The sequence below is a fragment of the Microbacterium sp. NPDC091382 genome, assembly GCF_044757025.1.
Classification (GTDB): domain Bacteria; phylum Actinomycetota; class Actinomycetes; order Actinomycetales; family Microbacteriaceae; genus Microbacterium.
The window spans coordinates 1,480,881-1,496,220 of sequence record NZ_JBIVUD010000001.1 but is presented as its reverse complement, the minus strand read 5'-3'; the positions used below and the strand labels follow the sequence as shown (position 1 = coordinate 1,496,220).

Here is a 15,340-nt window from a genome sequence, read left to right as displayed (position 1 = left end):
GCCGCCACCTTCCACATCGTGTTCGGTACGAAAAAGCTACGGCTATTAGCTTTAGCTTGTCAAGGCCGGAGCAGCGCGGATGCCGGGGTCCCGGCATCCACCCAGAGCAGACCGGGATATCTCTTGAACCACGAGACCTGGCGCCGCGCGTAACGACGCGTGAGCGCCTGGGTCTCGGCGACGGCTTCCTCTTCGCTCATCCGGCCCGAGAGCTGAGCGAGTGCCTGTGCGTATCCGATGGCGCGGGGCGCGGTCGGCCCCTCCTCGAGCCCCCTGGCGCGGAGTGCGTCGACCTCGGTGAGCAGACCGTCCCGCCACATGGATCGGACCCTCTCATCCAGACGCTCGACGAGGTGCGTGCGATCGAGATGAACGCCGATGAGTTCCGTATCGGGATGCCACAGCGCCGGGGCTTCTGGGAGGGCAGCCCCGTGGGTGTCCGCCCCCTGGAGGAGCACCTCGAGAGCACGGGCGACCCGCCTGCCGTTCCGGGGATCGAGGCGGTCGGCAGCCCCCGGATCCACCGCGCGGATCCGCTCGATCAGCGCACCCGCCCCGAGCGCCTCGAGGTCCGCCTCCAGTCGTGAGCGGAGGGCCGGATCACGAGGCGGGAAGCGGAAGTCGAAGACGACGCTCGAGACGTAGAGCCCCGATCCCCCGACGAGGATGGCGTCAGCACCCCGGTCGAAGATGTCACGGATCGTCGCGCGCGCCCGCTCCTGATACACGGCGACGGCGACGTCCTCGGTCACCTCGAACTCATCGAACAGATGGTGCGGGATGCCGCGGCGCTCCGACACGGCGATCTTCGCCGTCCCGATGTCCATGCCGCGATAGAGCTGCATGGCGTCGGCGTTCACGATCTCCGCCGGCCGACCGACCCCGGCCAGCTCCTCTGCGAGGTCGAGGGAGAGGGAGGTCTTCCCCGTGCCGGTCGCCCCGACGATCGCCCAGAGGCGCCCCGCGCCCACGGAGTCAGAGTCCGGGCGTCGCGGTGCGGATCGTCGGCAGGCCGAGCGACACAGCGCGTGGACCTGCGTCGCCGGCTGGGACGGGAACGCCGCAGGAATCGGCCTGTGCGCGATCCCATGCGTCACCCGATCGCGTCCGACGGATGCTCAGCGGCGCTCCGTCCGGGCTGTCGGCGAGCAGGTGGAACGGGGCGGCGTGCGTGATCACCGTCGTGACGACATCGCCCGGCCGCGGCGTCGGAGAGCCCTCGGGGACCTCGAAGTGGACGAGGCGGTTGTCCTCGGCTCGTCCGGTCAGGCGCCGGGTCGCGGCATCCTTCTTCCCCTCACCCGTGGAGACGAGGACTTCGACGGTGCGGCCGAGCTGAGCCTGGTTCTCCTCGAGCGAGATCCGCTCCTGGAGGGCGACGAGTCGGTTGTAGCGCTCCTGGACGACCTCTTTCGGGACCTGGCCGGGCATGGTCGCGGCGGGGGTGCCCTCACGGATCGAGTACTGGAACGTGAAGGCACCGGCGAAGCGAGCCTGCTCGACGACCCGCATCGTGTCCTCGAAGTCCTCGTCGGTCTCGCCGGGGAACCCGACGATGATGTCGGTCGAGATGGCGGCGTGCGGCATCTTCTCACGCACGCGATCGAGGATGCCGAGGAACCGCTCGCTCCGATAGGACCGCCGCATGGCCTTGAGGACACGGTCCGACCCGGACTGCAGCGGCATGTGCAACTGCGGCATGACGGCGGGGGTCTCGGCCATCGCGTCGATGACGTCGTCGGTGAAGGCCGCGGGGTGCGGGCTGGTGAACCGGATGCGCTCCAGGCCGGGGATCTCCCCCGCGGCGCGCAGGAGCTTGCTGAACGCCTGACGGTCGCCGAACTCGACGCCGTAGCTGTTGACGTTCTGGCCGAGCAGGGTGACCTCGATCGCCCCGTCGTCGACGAGCAGTCGGATCTCGTTGAGGATGTCGCCGGGACGGCGGTCCTTCTCCTTGCCGCGCAGGCTCGGGACGATGCAGAACGTGCAGGTGTTGTTGCAGCCGACCGAGATCGAGACCCAGCCGCTGTGCGCGGAATCCCGCTTGGTCGGGAGCGTCGAGGGGAACACCTCGAGCGACTCGAGGATCTCGAGCTCCGCTTCGCCGTTGTGGCGCGCTCGCTCGAGCAAACTCGGGAGGGACCCCATGTTGTGCGTGCCGAAGACGACGTCGACCCAGGGGGCCTTCTGCTGGACGGCATCCTTGTCCATCTGCGCCAGGCACCCGCCCACGGCGATCTGCATGCCCTCGTGCTTGTCCTTTCGGCTCTTCAGGTGCCCGAGGGTGCCGTAGAGCTTGCCCGCCGCGTTGTCGCGGACGGCGCACGTGTTGATCACGACAACGTCGGCTTCGACGCCCGCGTCGGCCCGGACATAGCCGGCCGACTCGAGGGAGCCGGACAGACGCTCGGAGTCGTGGACGTTCATCTGGCACCCGAACGTCCGCACTTCGTAGGTGCGAACACGACCGTCGACCGTGACGGCGGCGTCGGACGGGGCGATGAGAGTGGGGGCAGCGGAAGGGCTGGACATGATCAGGCCATTCTACGAGTCGCTGTCCTCCGGGAAGCCGCGTGCCGTCTCAGCGCAGAAGCGAACGGATGCGGGCGGCCGAGATTCCGGTGAAGACGACGGCGATCGCGATGAGGACAGCAACGGCAACCCCTGCCGGGACCACGCTCGACCCGACGAGAAGATCGATGCCATAGGTCTCCTTGAGGTCGCTGATGGCAACCGCGTCCCCGTCCGCAAGAGCGCGGACGGTGTCGTCGGTGAACGGCAGCCGCAGGAGCATGGCTCCTTGGGCGAACGGGAGTGCGTTGATCGTCGACGCGACACCGTCCGGCAGGGAGCCGACGGGGATGTAGGACCCCGCGACGAAACCGAGGACGGTGCCGACGACCGTCGAGAACGCGGAGTAGGCCCCGGTGGTTCTCAGGAAAGAGGCGCCGAATGCCCCGAGCGACGTGAAGGCGACGCAGCAGAGCATCATCGCGCCGACCGCCCTCATGATCTCGAGCGGGCCGAGCCAGCTCCCGCGGACGAACCCGAGCTCGAGCACGGTGAGGGCGAGGATGATGCCCGACATGGTGACCGCCACGCAGACCGAGGACAGCAGGTAGCCGAGTACCAGCTGCGCGCGACGGATGGGGGCGACGAGGAAGTCGGCGAACCGGCCGGAGGCGCGGTCGTCCACGAACACCGAGACGGCTCCGATCCCCGAAGTGACGGTCGTGAGGAGCACGATGCCCGACAGCATCCAGCTGTCCACGAACGCCTCGATGTCGCTCCGGGACGCGCGGGGCAGGGAGCGCTCCAGCCCGTCGACCTGCAGCTTGGCCAGGAACAGCGTGTAGAGGAAGAACAGGATGAGACCGCTCAGCAGCGAGAAGAAGACGTTCATCCGGTCGCGGAAGAAGAGCGTCAGGTTGCGGCGCACGATCGCCGAAACGACCCTCACGCGGCGTCCTGATCGAGCATGCCTCGGCCGGTCAGCGCCAGGAAGACATCGTCCATCCGGCCGTGCCGGAACTCGAAGTCCAGGACGTCGTCGCCGTGCGCAACCAGCAGATGGCGCGCTGCACGCGCATCAGGGACCTCGATCGTGAGGATGCCGCCGTCGCGACGCGCGCTCAGGCCGCCCCGAGCGGCGAGACCCGTCATCGCGTCGGGGTCACGCGTCGTGATCGTGAGGACGCTCGGGCTGTGTCGCGCGCGCAGCTCGGTGGGCGTTCCGCTCGCGACGACGCGACCCGCGTCGATGATCGTGACCTGATCCGCATCCTCGGTCTCGGCCATGTAGTGGGTCGTGAGGAAGACGGTGAGCCCGCGCTCGGAGCGCAGGCGGTCGATGGCCGCCCACACCGCGACACGGCTGGCGGGGTCGAGACCCGCGGTCGGCTCGTCGAGGAAGAGGATCGATGGCTCATGCATGAGCGCACGGGCGATGTCGGCTCGACGACGCTGTCCGCCCGACAGCCGACCGTAGGGACGGTCGAGGACGTCCTCGAGCTCGATGAGGAGGGAGAGTTCGCCGAGTCTCCTCGAGAAGCGCTGTCGATCGATGAGGGACAGCGTCGCACGGAGTGCCAGGTTCTCCCTGACCGTCAGGTCGTCATCCAGCAGCGAGCGCTGGAAGACCACCCCGATACGCGCCCGCACCTGCTCGCTGTGCGTCGACACGTCGTGACCCGCGACACGGACGGTCCCCGCGTCGGCGCGGAGAAGGGTGGTGAGGCAGCCGATCGTCGTGGACTTGCCGGCCCCGTTCGCGCCGAGGAATGCGAACAGCTGGCCGTCGGGCACCTCGAAAGAGACGCCGTCCACTGCGGTGACGGTCTTGTAGGACTTCACGAGACCGTCGACCTCGATCGCCATGCGCACACTCCTCCGCCCGCCCCGTGCGGGGTAGGGCGAGTCTGTCAGAAGGACGCGTCGAGAGTCACGGTTCGAAGCGAACCCCATGCCGGGCCGGAGCAGCAGTCTCGTCCAGCGCCCGGCGGGCGACGGACAAGGCGACCGAGCCGTAGCCCCGCCGAGCCAGCTGCCCGGCCAGACGTCGGAGCGCGGTGTCTCGGTCGAGTCCCTCGAGCCCGCGCACCTTCGAGCGCGCGAACTCGAGCGCTCGTTCGGCCTCATCGTCGGGGAGCTGGGCCATCGCCTCGTCGATGACCTCGCGGGGGATGCCGCGCTGCGAAAGGCTCTGCGCGATCGCCATGCGTCCCTGCGCTTTGCGCGAGGTCGCCTTATCGATCAGTTGCTCGGCCAATGCGGCGTCGTCGAGGTATCCCAGCGAGAGGAACCGTTCGACGATGCCCTCGCGCTCCGCATCGTCGAGCTCGTGCTCGCCGAGCACGGAGCGGGCTTCACGTATCGACAGCGACCTCGTCCGGAGCTTGCGCAGCAGGACTCGTTCGGCGGCCGCCGCCTGTGTGTCCTCGCCAGCCGGGGCGACGACCGGCACCGTACCCGTCGACGGGTGCGCGGCGCGTGCCGCGGACCGCTCCGATGCGGTGCGTTCCGCGATCCAGGTGGCGTGCCACGGTTGAGAGTCGTCAGCGTCGGAGCGGACCGGATCAGTGGTCTCGCTCCGCTGGCCGAAGAGTGGGATGACGGGGGCGAGCGACTCGCGCTCGCCCCCGTTCGAGTCCGTCATGATCAGGCCGGACGGCGAGCCGCCAGCTCGTCGGACGTTGCGGCATCCTCTGTCTGCTTCGACTGGCCGATGCCGAGCTTCTGCTTGATCTTCGTCTCGATCTCGGCAGCCACATCGGTGTTCTTCAGCAGGAAGTTGCGCGAGTTCTCCTTGCCCTGCCCCAGCTGCTCACCCTCGTAGGTGTACCAGGCGCCCGACTTCTTGACGATGCCGTGCTCGACGCCGAAGTCGATGAGGCTTCCCTCACGGGAGATGCCGACGCCGTAGAGGATGTCGAACTCGGCCTGCTTGAAGGGCGGGGCCATCTTGTTCTTGACGACCTTCACGCGGGTACGGTTACCGACAGCCTCGGATCCGTCCTTCAGGGTCTCGATGCGGCGGATGTCGAGTCGCACAGACGCGTAGAACTTGAGCGCCTTGCCACCGGCGGTGGTCTCGGGCGAGCCGAAGAACACGCCGATCTTCTCGCGGAGCTGGTTGATGAAGATCGCCGTCGTCTTGGTCTGGTTCAGACCACCGGTGATCTTTCGGAGAGCCTGCGACATCAGACGAGCCTGGAGACCGACGTGGGAATCACCCATCTCGCCCTTGATCTCGGCCTCGGGGACGAGGGCGGCGACGGAGTCGATCACGACGAGGTCGATGGCACCGGAACGGATCAGCATGTCGGCGATCTCGAGTGCCTGCTCACCCGTGTCGGGCTGCGAGACGAGGAGCGCGTCGATGTCGACGCCCAGCTTCTCGGCGTAGCTCGGGTCGAGTGCGTGCTCGGCGTCGATGAAGGCCGCGATGCCACCGGCACGCTGCGTGTTCGCGATGGCGTGGAGCGTCAGCGTCGTCTTACCCGAGGACTCCGGACCGTAGATCTCCACGACGCGGCCGCGCGGGATACCGCCGATGCCGAGAGCGACGTCGAGCGCGATCGAACCGGTCGGGATGACCTCGACGGGAGCGCGCTCGTCGCTTCCCAATCGCATGATCGATCCCTTGCCGAACTGACGATCGATCTGGGCGAGGGCCGATTCGAGGGCCTTCTCGCGGTCGGCAGGTGATGGCATGTCGTGCTCCTTCGTGCTCGCGGTTCCGTCGCCCGTAGGCTGTCGCGCTCGTCACCGACGGATCGGATGCTGCGACAGGGCGGGGGTGTCATCTGACGTCGTTCACGCTAGGGGCGACCTCCGACATTGCCGGCGGAACACCCGCTCTCGTGGATGACGTGCATACGACACCCGCTGTGTAGGAGACTACGCCGCTCTCGAACGCATCTTCGATGCGACACGCCGTGTCAGCGGCGCGGATCCAGCCTGCCGGCACCATGACGGCGCGCCACCGGCACGTCGGTCTCCGCGCACAGCGCGTGCCAGACCTCTCGCGGCGCGACACCGGCGGCGAGGGCCTCCCGCGCCGTGCGGTTGCCGACGTCGGTCAGCACGAGATCGGACACGAGGGCCGCACCTCCCGCTCCGAACTCGTCGGCGACGGCGCGATCGAATTCGCTATGACGCATCGGGTGGTCAGCGCAGCGACAGCTCAGGTGCGGGGATATCGTCGCCCAGTGAAGCGAGGTCGTCCGGAACGACGTCGGTGAGGGAATGCAGACCCTCCAAGACCGAGATGCGCTCGCCCACCTCGCGCATGATGGCCGAGATCGGCACATCCAGGGCTTCCGCTACCGCCGCGAGGATCTCGCTCGATGCTTCCTTCTGACCGCGCTCCACCTCGCTGAGGTACCCGAGAGCGACGCTCGCCTTGCCCGACACCTGCCGGAGGGTGTGACCCTTCTGCAGACGGAAGTCGCGAAGCACGTCACCGATCTCTTGACGAACCAGGATCATGCGTGGGCCCTCCCTCTGCTGCGATCCACCGAAGCCCTTGCGGGGGAACCACGGTACAACACGTTCGCTGTCACCCTAGACCCCGGGCGCTGGGGAATGGATGGGAATCACGGAGACGTAACGTGCTCGGAACACAGGCTATTCCCCGGTCACAGCGCCTCGACTGCAAGGGCGATCGCGCGTGCAGCTGCCGCCGTGCGGATCTCATCGCGGTCGCCGTCCAGCGCGAGCGACTCGACCCGCGAACCCAACGGCGTGGACACCGCGATGTGGACGGTGCCGACGGGCTGCCCATCGGAGGAGACCGGACCCGCGATCCCCGTCGTCGCAATACCCACGTCTGCGGATTCGTCCTCTCCGACGGCACGACGGACGCCCTCGGCCATCTGACGCGCGACGCGCGGATGCACAGGGCCATGAGCATCCAGCAGTGTCTCGTCGACGCCGAGCAGACGCGCCTTGAGATCCGTCGCATACGCGACGATCCCGCCCCTGAACACTGCGGAGGCCCCCGAGACCGACACGACGGATGCCGCCACGAGACCGCCGGTCAGCGACTCGGCGACGCCGAGGGTCCAGCCCAGTTCCTTGAGGCGTTCTACGAGTCGCTCGGAATCGGACCGGGGCCCACGCGCAACGGCCGTCTCTTCGAGCTCGTCCGGCAGCTCCGACGGCGTCCGGTGCATCATGCGCTGCGGACCCGGCGCGCTCGGACGGCGGTCACGACGTAATCGATCCCGCTCGCGACCGTGAGGAGGACGGCGACCGTCATGACGAAGGCGTCGACCACGTGGATCCACTCCCCCACGACGGTCCACAGCGGCAGCAATGCGAGCGACAGGGCGACCGCCTGTGCGACGGTCTTCAGCTTGCCCATCCACGCCGCCGCGACGACGTGGTCGGTGGCCACGACGAGGCGGTGGACGGTGATTCCGACCTCGCGCACGAGCACGAGAACGACCACCCACACCGGAAGCTCGCCGATGATCGAGAGGACGACGAACGCGCACCCCGTCAGAACCTTGTCGGCGATGGGGTCGAGCAGCTTCCCGAGATCGGTGACGATCTCATAGCGGCGGGCGAGGTAGCCGTCGATGCCGTCCGTGGCGATCGCGACGATGAAGAGCACGCCCGCCCACCACCGCAGGGCCCCGTCCGCGCCGCCGTCGGCGAGGAGGAGCCACACGAACACGGGTGCGCAGAGGATGCGCACGATCGTGATGGCGTTGGGCAGCTGCCGCGGGATCGTCACGGGACGAGCCTACCGACCCGCACGAGCGGCATCAGTCGCGACCCGTGAGACCCCAGGCATCCTCGTCACCCTCTGCCTCGGCGACCTCGTAGCCCTCGAACTGCTCCGTCACCGCGTCGGGGCCGTACGGGTCGGTGGCAACCGCCGTCGCGGGGGAAGGGGCGGCGGGCGCGGCATCCTCGGGGGGCTCTTCGCCCCGCAATCGGGCGAGGACGGCGGGAAGCTCATCCGGCGTCACGAGCACATCACGCGCCTTGGAGCCTTCGGACGGCCCGACGATCTCGCGCGCCTCGAGGAGGTCCATGAGCCGGCCGGCCTTCGCGAAGCCGACGCGGAGCTTGCGCTGCAGCATCGACGTGGAGCCGAACTGGGTCGTGATGATCTGCTCTGCCGCCGCGAGGAGGAGCTCGAGATCGTCACCGATGTCGGCGTCGATCTCCTTCTTCTCGACGATCGCCTCGACGTCCTTGCGGTACTCGGGACGCGCCTGGTTCTTGACGTGGCTGACGACCTTCTCGATCTCCTTCTCGGCCACCCACGCACCCTGGACGCGGACCGCCTTGGACGCACCCATGGGGAGGAAGAGGCCGTCACCCTGCCCGATGAGCCGGTCGGCACCGGGCTGATCGAGGATGACCCGTGAGTCGGTGACGCTCGTCACGGCGAACGCGAGACGGGACGGCACATTCGCCTTGATGAGACCGGTGACGACGTCGACCGAAGGTCGCTGGGTCGCGAGGACGAGGTGGATGCCGGAGGCGCGGGCCAACTGCGTGATGCGGACGATCGAGTCCTCGACGTCGCGCGGGGCGACCATCATGAGGTCGGCGAGCTCGTCGACGACGACGAGGAGGTAGGGGTAGGGCTTGAGAACCCGCTCGCTGCCCGCGGGGAGCTGGATCTCGTTCGCGACCACTGCCCGGTTGAAGTCGTCGATGTGGCGGAAGCCGAACGACGCGAGGTCGTCGTACCTCATGTCCATCTCCTTCACGACCCACTGCAGCGCCTCGGCCGCCTTCTTCGGGTTCGTGATGATGGGCGTGATGAGATGCGGCACGCCCGCGTAGGACGTGAGCTCCACGCGCTTCGGGTCGATGAGGACCATGCGGACATCGGACGGCTTCGCGCGCATCAGGAGGCTCGTGATCATCGAGTTCACGAAGCTCGACTTGCCCGAGCCCGTGGAGCCGGCGACGAGCAGGTGGGGCATCTTCGCGAGGTTCGCGACGACGTATCCGCCACCGACGTCCTTGCCGATGCCGATCGTCATCGGGTGCGTCGCCTGCTGAGCGTTCGGGGACCGCAGGACGTCGCCGAGCGTGACGATCTCGCGGTCGGTGTTCGGGATCTCGACGCCGATGGCGCTCTTGCCCGGGATGGGCGCGAGGATGCGGACCTCATTGGAGGCGACGGCGTAGGCGATGTTGTTCGTGAGGGCCGTGATCCGCTCGACCTTGACGCCGGATCCGAGCGCGATCTCGTACTGGGTCACTGTCGGACCGCGCGAGAAGCCGGTCACCTTCGCGTCGATCGAGAACTGCTCGAACACGCCCATGATCGCGCGGACCATCGCGTCGTTCGCCTCGGAACGGGCCTTGTGCGGGGTTCCTGCCGCCAGAGCGTCGGCGGACGGGAGCAGGTAGTCCGCGGCATCCGGGTCGACGGAGTCGAGGTTCGCGGCGACGAAATCGGGGACGGGAGGGACAGGAGGGGCGTCCGGCGCTGCGTCGCGCTTGCGGCCCGGTGTACGCGGGGCAGGGGGCGCGATGATCTCCGTGACCGCGTCGGGCATGACGGCGGGAGTCGGCGTGGTGACGGGGTTGTCGAAGCTGCCGTCGCCGCTCGCCTCGAGCAGCGCCGTGAGGTCGTCCGCCCCGAGACCACCGTCGGCGTCCTCCTCGCGGCCCGACTTGTTGCGACGCCACCACGGCAGCGAATCGCCGTCGTCGTCCGCCGCGTCGAAGGCGACCGTGGGGCCGGTGTCGCCCTTCGCGGCCCGTGCGTCGTGCTCCGGACGCTCCGCGCCGAACATCCAGGCGTAGAGATCTCCCAGGCGCTGGCCGATGCGATTCGGCGGCGTCTTCGTGAGGATGAGGACGCTCAGGAGCGCCAGCAGACCGAGGACGACGCCGGCGCCGATCTCCGTCAGGACCGTGAGGGGTTCGCCGATCGCCCACCCGAAGAGTCCGCCCGCACCGCTGAGGGCGACCAGACCCTCGCTGGGCTGGGGGCGGCCTCCGGCGACGTGACAGAACCCCGCGACCACGAGGACGAAGAGCCCTGCACCGATGCCGATCCGACCGTTGTCGTGAACGGACGGCGGATGCCGGAACAGCCAGCCTGCGAGCAGGAGGAGGATGACCGGGAAGACGAAGGCCTCGCGGCCGATGAGCGCACCGACGCTGTAGGCGCTGATGTTCGTACCGACGTCGGTCCCGATGAGGAACCACTCGACGACGGCACCGGCGACCGCCATCAGGACGAGCAGGAAGGGGAATCCGTCGCGTCGCTGATCCTTCTCGAGGGACTCCGACCCGAAGGCCCGGAACATGCCGCCCGCGACGTGCGCGAGACCCAGCCAGGCACGGACGGCGACGGGCGGACGGTCGACGTCGTCGACGTACCGACGCGGGGCCGGCTCGGCCTTGCGCTTCGCGGTCGGTTCGGCTTTCTTCGTCCGCGCCGAGGAGCCCGACGCGGACGCGCGGGGTTTGCTGGTCGGACTGCTGCTCCTGGGCATAGCTTCCACGGTATGCGGCATCCCCGACATGTCGGCGGATTGACGCGGGTTTCGGCCTCAGCCGAGGCGCTTGACCATCGTGTCGCGGCCGATCCCGCTCCGCGTCACGGCGAAGCCCTCAGAGCGGTACAGCACCTGCGCGAAGTTGCCGCGCTCCACCGAGAGGCAGATCCGCGCCCGACCCTCCGCGCGTGCGGCGTCGCACAGCCGGCGCAAGAGGGCGCGGCCGACGCCGTGGGAGCGCCAAAGCGGTGTGACGCCGATGATCAGCTCGGGTACGCCGCTCCCCACGTAGCCGAAACCCGGGTCGTCCGGAGCGAGGGTCCGGTACCAGGCCGCCCCGATGTCCTGAGGCCCGGCGGCGGCGACGAAGCCGACGTCCCCGGGTCGCATCCACCCCGCGAGGTAGCGGCTGTGGTCGGGGTCCGCGAGCACCTCGTGACGCGGACGCGGCGGGCCCGGCCGCCAGTTGGCGGCCTCGACGACCATCTCGCCCAGGAAGACGCCGTCGGCCTGCACGGCAGGGCGGACCGTCCAGGATGCGGGCATGCCCGAATCGTAACGGGCGGGGCGATGCTCGAGGGGATCAGGCCTCGATGACCATCGGCACGATCATCGGGCGACGGCGCAGAGACTGGTTCACCCAACGACCGATCGTGCGACGCACGACCTGCTGCAGGGCGTGCTGGTCGCGCACGCCCGACTGCGCGGCCTCGGTCAGCGCCTGCGCGATCTTCGGCTTGACCGAATCGAACACGGCGTCGTCCTCTGCGAACCCTCGGGCGTGGATCTCGGGACCCGTGACGATACGGCCAGACGCGGCATCCACCACCACGATGACGGAGATGAAGCCCTCCTCGCCGAGGATGCGCCGGTCCTTGAGGTCGGCATCCGTGATCTCGCCGACGGACGATCCGTCGACGTAGACGAAGCCCAGGTCGAGCTGTCCGACGACGGTCGCCACGCCGTCCTTCAGGTCGATGACGGTGCCGTTCTCGGCGATGATCGTGTTCTCTGCCGGGATGCCGCTGTCCTGGGCGAGCTTCGCGTTCGCCATCAGGTGGCGGTACTCGCCGTGGACCGGGAGCACATTCTTCGGCTGCAGGATGTTGTAGCAGTAGAGGAGCTCGCCCGCCGCGGCGTGGCCCGAGACGTGGACCTTCGCATTGGCCTTGTGGACGACGTTGGCTCCGAGCTTCGTGAGCCCGTCGATGACGCGGTAGACCGCGTTCTCGTTCCCGGGGATCAGGCTCGAGGCGAGGATGACGGTGTCGCCCTCCCCCGGCTCGATCGCATGATCGAGGTTCGCCATGCGCGACAGGACGGCCATCGGCTCGCCCTGGGAACCGGTCGACATGTAGACGATGCGGTCGTCGGGGAGGTCCTTGGCCTTCTTGTAGTCGATGAGTACGCCGTCGGGCACGTTCAAGTACCCGAGCTGCTCGGCGATCGTCATGTTGCGGACCATCGACCGGCCGAGGAAGGCGACGCGGCGGCCGTGCGCGGCGGCAGCGTCGATGACCTGCTGGACGCGGTGCACGTGGCTCGAGAAGCTCGCGACGATCACGCGGCGCGGCGCCTTGCCGATCACCTGGTCGAGCACCGGCCCGATGGCACGCTCCAGCGGCGTGAATCCGGGGACATCGGCGTTGGTGGAATCGACGAGGAAAAGGTCGACCCCCTCCTCGCCGAGACGCGCGAACGCGCGGAGGTCGGTGAGACGGCCGTCCAGCGGCAGCTGGTCCATCTTGAAGTCGCCGGTCGCCAGGACGAGGCCTGCGGGGGTCCGGATGCCGACGGCCAGGGCGTCGGGGATGGAGTGGTTGACCGCCACGAACTCGAGGTCGAAGGGCCCGACCTGCTCGCGCTGCCCCTCCTTCACCGTGAGCGTGTACGGCTTGATCCGGTGCTCCTTCAGCTTCGCCTCGACGAGCGCGAGGGTCAGCTGAGATCCGATGAGGGGGATGTCGCCCTTGCGCTTGAGCAGGTACGGGACCGCCCCGATGTGGTCCTCGTGGCCGTGCGTGAGGACGACGCCGACGATGTCGTCGAGGCGACCGCGGATCGCCTCGAAGTCGGGCAGGATCAGATCGACGCCGGGCTGGTGCTCCTCGGGGAAGAGGACGCCGCAGTCGACGATCAACAGCTTGCCGTCGAACTCGAAGACGGTCATGTTGCGACCGACCTCACCGAGCCCGCCGACGGGAGTGACCCGGAGGGTTCCGGGATCGAGCGGGTTCGGGGCGGAGACGGTGTTGCTCATCGAGTGGTTCCATGCACCTTCGGAAGGGCGCCGCCGGCGGCGGCATTGCGATCAGGTCGGAAATTGGAGAAGTCGGCGCCGTCGACGTCCTTCACGAGGGCGAGCTCGTCCTCGATGAGGGCGGCCTCCCACTCCTCCGGGCCGACGAGCGGCAGGCGCACCCGAGGGCTCGAGATCCGGCCGAGGCCGTGAAGGATGTACTTCGCACTGACGGTGCCCGGGACGTGCGTCATGACGGCGCGGACAAGGGGTTCGAGCTTCCGGTGCGCGGCGGTCGCGGTCTTCAGGTCACCGCGGTTCACGGCATCCACGATCACGCGGTACGGAGCGGACGTGATGTTCGCCGTGACGCCGATGAGGCCCGCAGCGCCGATGGAGAGGTGCGGCAGGACGTTCGCGTCGTCGCCGGAGAAGTAGAGGAGGTCGGTCTGGTTGAGCACGCGACTCACCTCGCTGAAGTCGCCCTTCGCGTCTTTGACGGCGAGGATGTTCGGGTGCTTGGCGAGGCGCAGGATCGTCTCGTAGGTGATGGGCACACCCGTGCGGCCCGGGATGTCGTAGAGGATGACCGGCAGGTCCGTCGCGTCGGCGACGAGGCGGAAGTGCGTCAGGATGCCGGCCTGCGTGGGCTTGTTGTAATACGGCGTGACGATCATGATGCCGTCGGCGCCGGCCTTCTCGCTCGCCTTGTAGAGCTCGATCGCGTGGGCGGTCTCGTTGGAGCCACCACCCGTGATGATCTTGGCGCGACCCGAGGAGACGGACTTGCCCACCTCGACGAGCTTCAGCTTCTCGGCATCCGTCAGCGTGCTGGTCTCCCCGGTCGTCCCGGTCACGACGATGCCGTCGGCGCCGCCGGTGATGACGTCGTCGATGTGCTTCTCAACGGCCTTCCAATCGACCTCGCCGTCGGCTGTCATCGGAGTGACGAGCGCGACGAGCACCTGACCGAACGGATTGGCGGAGTGCGTCATGGTTCCCAGGGTACCGGTCGGGGTCCGTCGGCCGTGCTCGATGTGGTCGGTGGTGCGGCGTCGGGCGTCGCGGAAGACCGGCCGGGGTGGCGGCACGCCGGGGTCGACGACGCCGTGACGGGGTGTCGGTGACGACGATCGGTCTTCTGCGACCGCCGGTGCGTCAGGAGGACGCCCGGACGCGCCGGCCGACGTCGGACTCGTGATCGCCTCGCTTCAGGACCGCGAGGATGGCGGCTTCGACGGTGGGCCAGTCGTGCAGGATCAGAGCGGCGTCGAACCTGAGCGTCGTGAAGCCGAGCGTCGCCGCGGCGCGGCGCACGCCGGAACGGGCTTTTCCGTCAGCGGCCGCGGGAGGCGGCGGCGACCACGAGACGGTCGGGCAGCAGCCGCGATGCGGCGACGAGCAGCTTGTACCGCAGGGAGGGGATGCTGACGGATCGGCCGCGCGCGGCATCCGCCAACGATTCGCGCACCACCTGCGGGGCCGTCAGCCACATCCACGGAGCGACGCCCTCCTCCCCCGGCGGCAGACCGAGGCGCTCGTGGAAGTTCGTGTGCACGAAGCCCGGGCAGACGGCCGTCACCGTCACGCCCTTCGGGGCATAGACCGCGTTCGCCCAGCGGCTGAAGCTCACGACCCAGGCTTTCGCCGCACCATAGGTCCCCCGCGGGATCAGGCCTGCGACCGAGGCCATGTTGAGGATGCGGCCGCGGCCGCGCGCGAGCATCCCGGGAAGCGCCGCCCGGGTCAGCCGCATCGTCACCTCGACGTGCAGCTCGAGATGACGGGCCTCGTCCTCGACGTCGCTCGACGCGAACCCCAGGGACAGCCCGTATCCCGCGCTGTTGACGAGGAGGTCGACGCCCCGCTCGAGTCGCTCCTCGACACGGCGGCGCTGATCGGGGTCCAGGAGATCCGCGACGAGCACCTCGGCCCGGCCGCCGCGATCCTCGATCTCCGCAGCCAGCGCAGCGAGAGCCTCGTCGTCGCGCGCCACCAGGACCACGTCGGCGCCACGTGCGGAGAGCTGGCGGGCGTACTCGGCTCCGATGCCGGAGCTCGCGCCCGTGACGAGTGCGGTGCGTGTCATGCGCGTCAGCCTAGGACGCGTCGACGG

The 15,340-nt window shown here is 68.7% G+C and carries 16 protein-coding genes; all 16 read right to left on the bottom strand.

The window, feature by feature from the left end; genetic code table 11:
- Positions 1 to 59: 59 nt before the first annotated feature.
- On the bottom strand, positions 60 to 971 hold the full coding sequence (gene miaA, locus ACIQLK_RS07275) for a tRNA (adenosine(37)-N6)-dimethylallyltransferase MiaA (protein ID WP_400363772.1): 912 nt from the start codon (positions 969 to 971) through the stop codon (positions 60 to 62).
- A gap of 4 nt (positions 972 to 975) precedes the next feature.
- Positions 976 to 2,532, bottom strand: coding sequence for a tRNA (N6-isopentenyl adenosine(37)-C2)-methylthiotransferase MiaB (miaB, locus tag ACIQLK_RS07270; protein ID WP_400363771.1), 1,557 nt, complete (start codon positions 2,530 to 2,532; stop codon positions 976 to 978).
- A 49-nt stretch (positions 2,533 to 2,581) separates the two neighbouring features.
- Positions 2,582 to 3,460 (bottom strand): ABC transporter permease, encoded by an 879-nt coding sequence (locus ACIQLK_RS07265; protein WP_400363769.1) that lies wholly within the window; start codon positions 3,458 to 3,460, stop codon positions 2,582 to 2,584.
- Positions 3,457 to 4,377, bottom strand: coding sequence for an ATP-binding cassette domain-containing protein (locus tag ACIQLK_RS07260; protein ID WP_400363767.1), 921 nt, complete (start codon positions 4,375 to 4,377; stop codon positions 3,457 to 3,459). Before ACIQLK_RS07260 ends, ACIQLK_RS07265 begins: the two co-directional genes overlap by 4 nt.
- 64 nt (positions 4,378 to 4,441) lie before the next feature.
- Positions 4,442 to 5,155, bottom strand: coding sequence for a regulatory protein RecX (locus ACIQLK_RS07255; protein WP_400363765.1), 714 nt, complete (start codon positions 5,153 to 5,155; stop codon positions 4,442 to 4,444).
- Positions 5,156 to 5,157: 2 nt separating this feature from the next.
- Positions 5,158 to 6,213 carry a recombinase RecA gene (gene recA / locus ACIQLK_RS07250; protein WP_400363763.1) on the bottom strand — a complete coding sequence of 352 codons (1,056 nt, stop codon included), beginning with the start codon at positions 6,211 to 6,213 and terminating at the stop codon, positions 5,158 to 5,160.
- Positions 6,214 to 6,440: 227 nt separating this feature from the next.
- On the bottom strand, positions 6,441 to 6,662 hold the full coding sequence (locus tag ACIQLK_RS07245; RefSeq protein ID WP_400363762.1) for a DUF3046 domain-containing protein: 222 nt from the start codon (positions 6,660 to 6,662) through the stop codon (positions 6,441 to 6,443).
- 7 nt (positions 6,663 to 6,669) lie between these two features.
- Positions 6,670 to 6,990 (bottom strand): helix-turn-helix domain-containing protein, encoded by a 321-nt coding sequence (locus ACIQLK_RS07240; protein ID WP_400363761.1) that lies wholly within the window; start codon positions 6,988 to 6,990, stop codon positions 6,670 to 6,672.
- Between the two features lie 149 nt (positions 6,991 to 7,139).
- Positions 7,140 to 7,676, bottom strand: a complete 537-nt coding sequence (locus ACIQLK_RS07235; RefSeq protein ID WP_400363895.1) for a CinA family protein — start codon at positions 7,674 to 7,676, stop codon at positions 7,140 to 7,142.
- Positions 7,676 to 8,242 (bottom strand): CDP-diacylglycerol--glycerol-3-phosphate 3-phosphatidyltransferase, encoded by a 567-nt coding sequence (gene pgsA / locus ACIQLK_RS07230; protein ID WP_400363760.1) that lies wholly within the window; start codon positions 8,240 to 8,242, stop codon positions 7,676 to 7,678. Before pgsA ends, ACIQLK_RS07235 begins: the two co-directional genes overlap by 1 nt.
- A 31-nt stretch (positions 8,243 to 8,273) precedes the next feature.
- A complete protein-coding gene (locus tag ACIQLK_RS07225; protein ID WP_400363758.1) occupies positions 8,274 to 10,982 on the bottom strand; it encodes a DNA translocase FtsK in 2,709 nt (902 codons plus the stop codon).
- A gap of 57 nt (positions 10,983 to 11,039) precedes the next feature.
- Entirely contained in the window at positions 11,040 to 11,531 is a 492-nt protein-coding gene (locus tag ACIQLK_RS07220; RefSeq protein WP_400363757.1) for a GNAT family N-acetyltransferase, read from the bottom strand.
- A 37-nt stretch (positions 11,532 to 11,568) separates the two neighbouring features.
- Entirely contained in the window at positions 11,569 to 13,245 is a 1,677-nt protein-coding gene (locus ACIQLK_RS07215) for a ribonuclease J (RefSeq protein ID WP_400363756.1), read from the bottom strand.
- Positions 13,242 to 14,219 (bottom strand): 4-hydroxy-tetrahydrodipicolinate synthase, encoded by a 978-nt coding sequence (dapA, locus tag ACIQLK_RS07210; protein ID WP_400363755.1) that lies wholly within the window; start codon positions 14,217 to 14,219, stop codon positions 13,242 to 13,244. Before dapA ends, ACIQLK_RS07215 begins: the two co-directional genes overlap by 4 nt.
- 163 nt (positions 14,220 to 14,382) lie before the next feature.
- Positions 14,383 to 14,541 (bottom strand): hypothetical protein, encoded by a 159-nt coding sequence (locus tag ACIQLK_RS07205; protein ID WP_400363754.1) that lies wholly within the window; start codon positions 14,539 to 14,541, stop codon positions 14,383 to 14,385.
- A gap of 19 nt (positions 14,542 to 14,560) precedes the next feature.
- The gene (locus tag ACIQLK_RS07200; RefSeq protein WP_400363752.1) at positions 14,561 to 15,313 is read right to left on the bottom strand and encodes an SDR family NAD(P)-dependent oxidoreductase; all 753 of its coding nucleotides are present in this window, start codon (positions 15,311 to 15,313) and stop codon (positions 14,561 to 14,563) included.
- Between the last annotated feature and the right edge of the window lie 27 nt (positions 15,314 to 15,340).

Excerpts from the sequence above, each read along its gene's own strand:
- ACIQLK_RS07235 (WP_400363895.1), bottom strand. The coding sequence starts at position 7,676 with ATGCACCGGACGCCGTCGGAGCTGCCGGACGAGCTCGAAGAGACGGCC.
- ACIQLK_RS07240 (WP_400363761.1), bottom strand. The coding sequence starts at position 6,990 with ATGATCCTGGTTCGTCAAGAGATCGGTGACGTGCTTCGCGACTTCCGT.
- ACIQLK_RS07225 (WP_400363758.1), bottom strand. The coding sequence starts at position 10,982 with ATGCCCAGGAGCAGCAGTCCGACCAGCAAACCCCGCGCGTCCGCGTCG.
- dapA (WP_400363755.1), bottom strand. The coding sequence starts at position 14,219 with ATGACGCACTCCGCCAATCCGTTCGGTCAGGTGCTCGTCGCGCTCGTC.
- miaB (WP_400363771.1), bottom strand. The coding sequence starts at position 2,532 with ATGTCCAGCCCTTCCGCTGCCCCCACTCTCATCGCCCCGTCCGACGCC.
- ACIQLK_RS07215 (WP_400363756.1), bottom strand. The coding sequence starts at position 13,245 with ATGAGCAACACCGTCTCCGCCCCGAACCCGCTCGATCCCGGAACCCTC.
- ACIQLK_RS07220 (WP_400363757.1), bottom strand. The coding sequence starts at position 11,531 with ATGCCCGCATCCTGGACGGTCCGCCCTGCCGTGCAGGCCGACGGCGTC.
- ACIQLK_RS07245 (WP_400363762.1), bottom strand. The coding sequence starts at position 6,662 with ATGCGTCATAGCGAATTCGATCGCGCCGTCGCCGACGAGTTCGGAGCG.
- recA (WP_400363763.1), bottom strand. The coding sequence starts at position 6,213 with ATGCCATCACCTGCCGACCGCGAGAAGGCCCTCGAATCGGCCCTCGCC.
- ACIQLK_RS07200 (WP_400363752.1), bottom strand. The coding sequence starts at position 15,313 with ATGACACGCACCGCACTCGTCACGGGCGCGAGCTCCGGCATCGGAGCC.
- ACIQLK_RS07255 (WP_400363765.1), bottom strand. The coding sequence starts at position 5,155 with ATGACGGACTCGAACGGGGGCGAGCGCGAGTCGCTCGCCCCCGTCATC.
- ACIQLK_RS07260 (WP_400363767.1), bottom strand. The coding sequence starts at position 4,377 with ATGGCGATCGAGGTCGACGGTCTCGTGAAGTCCTACAAGACCGTCACC.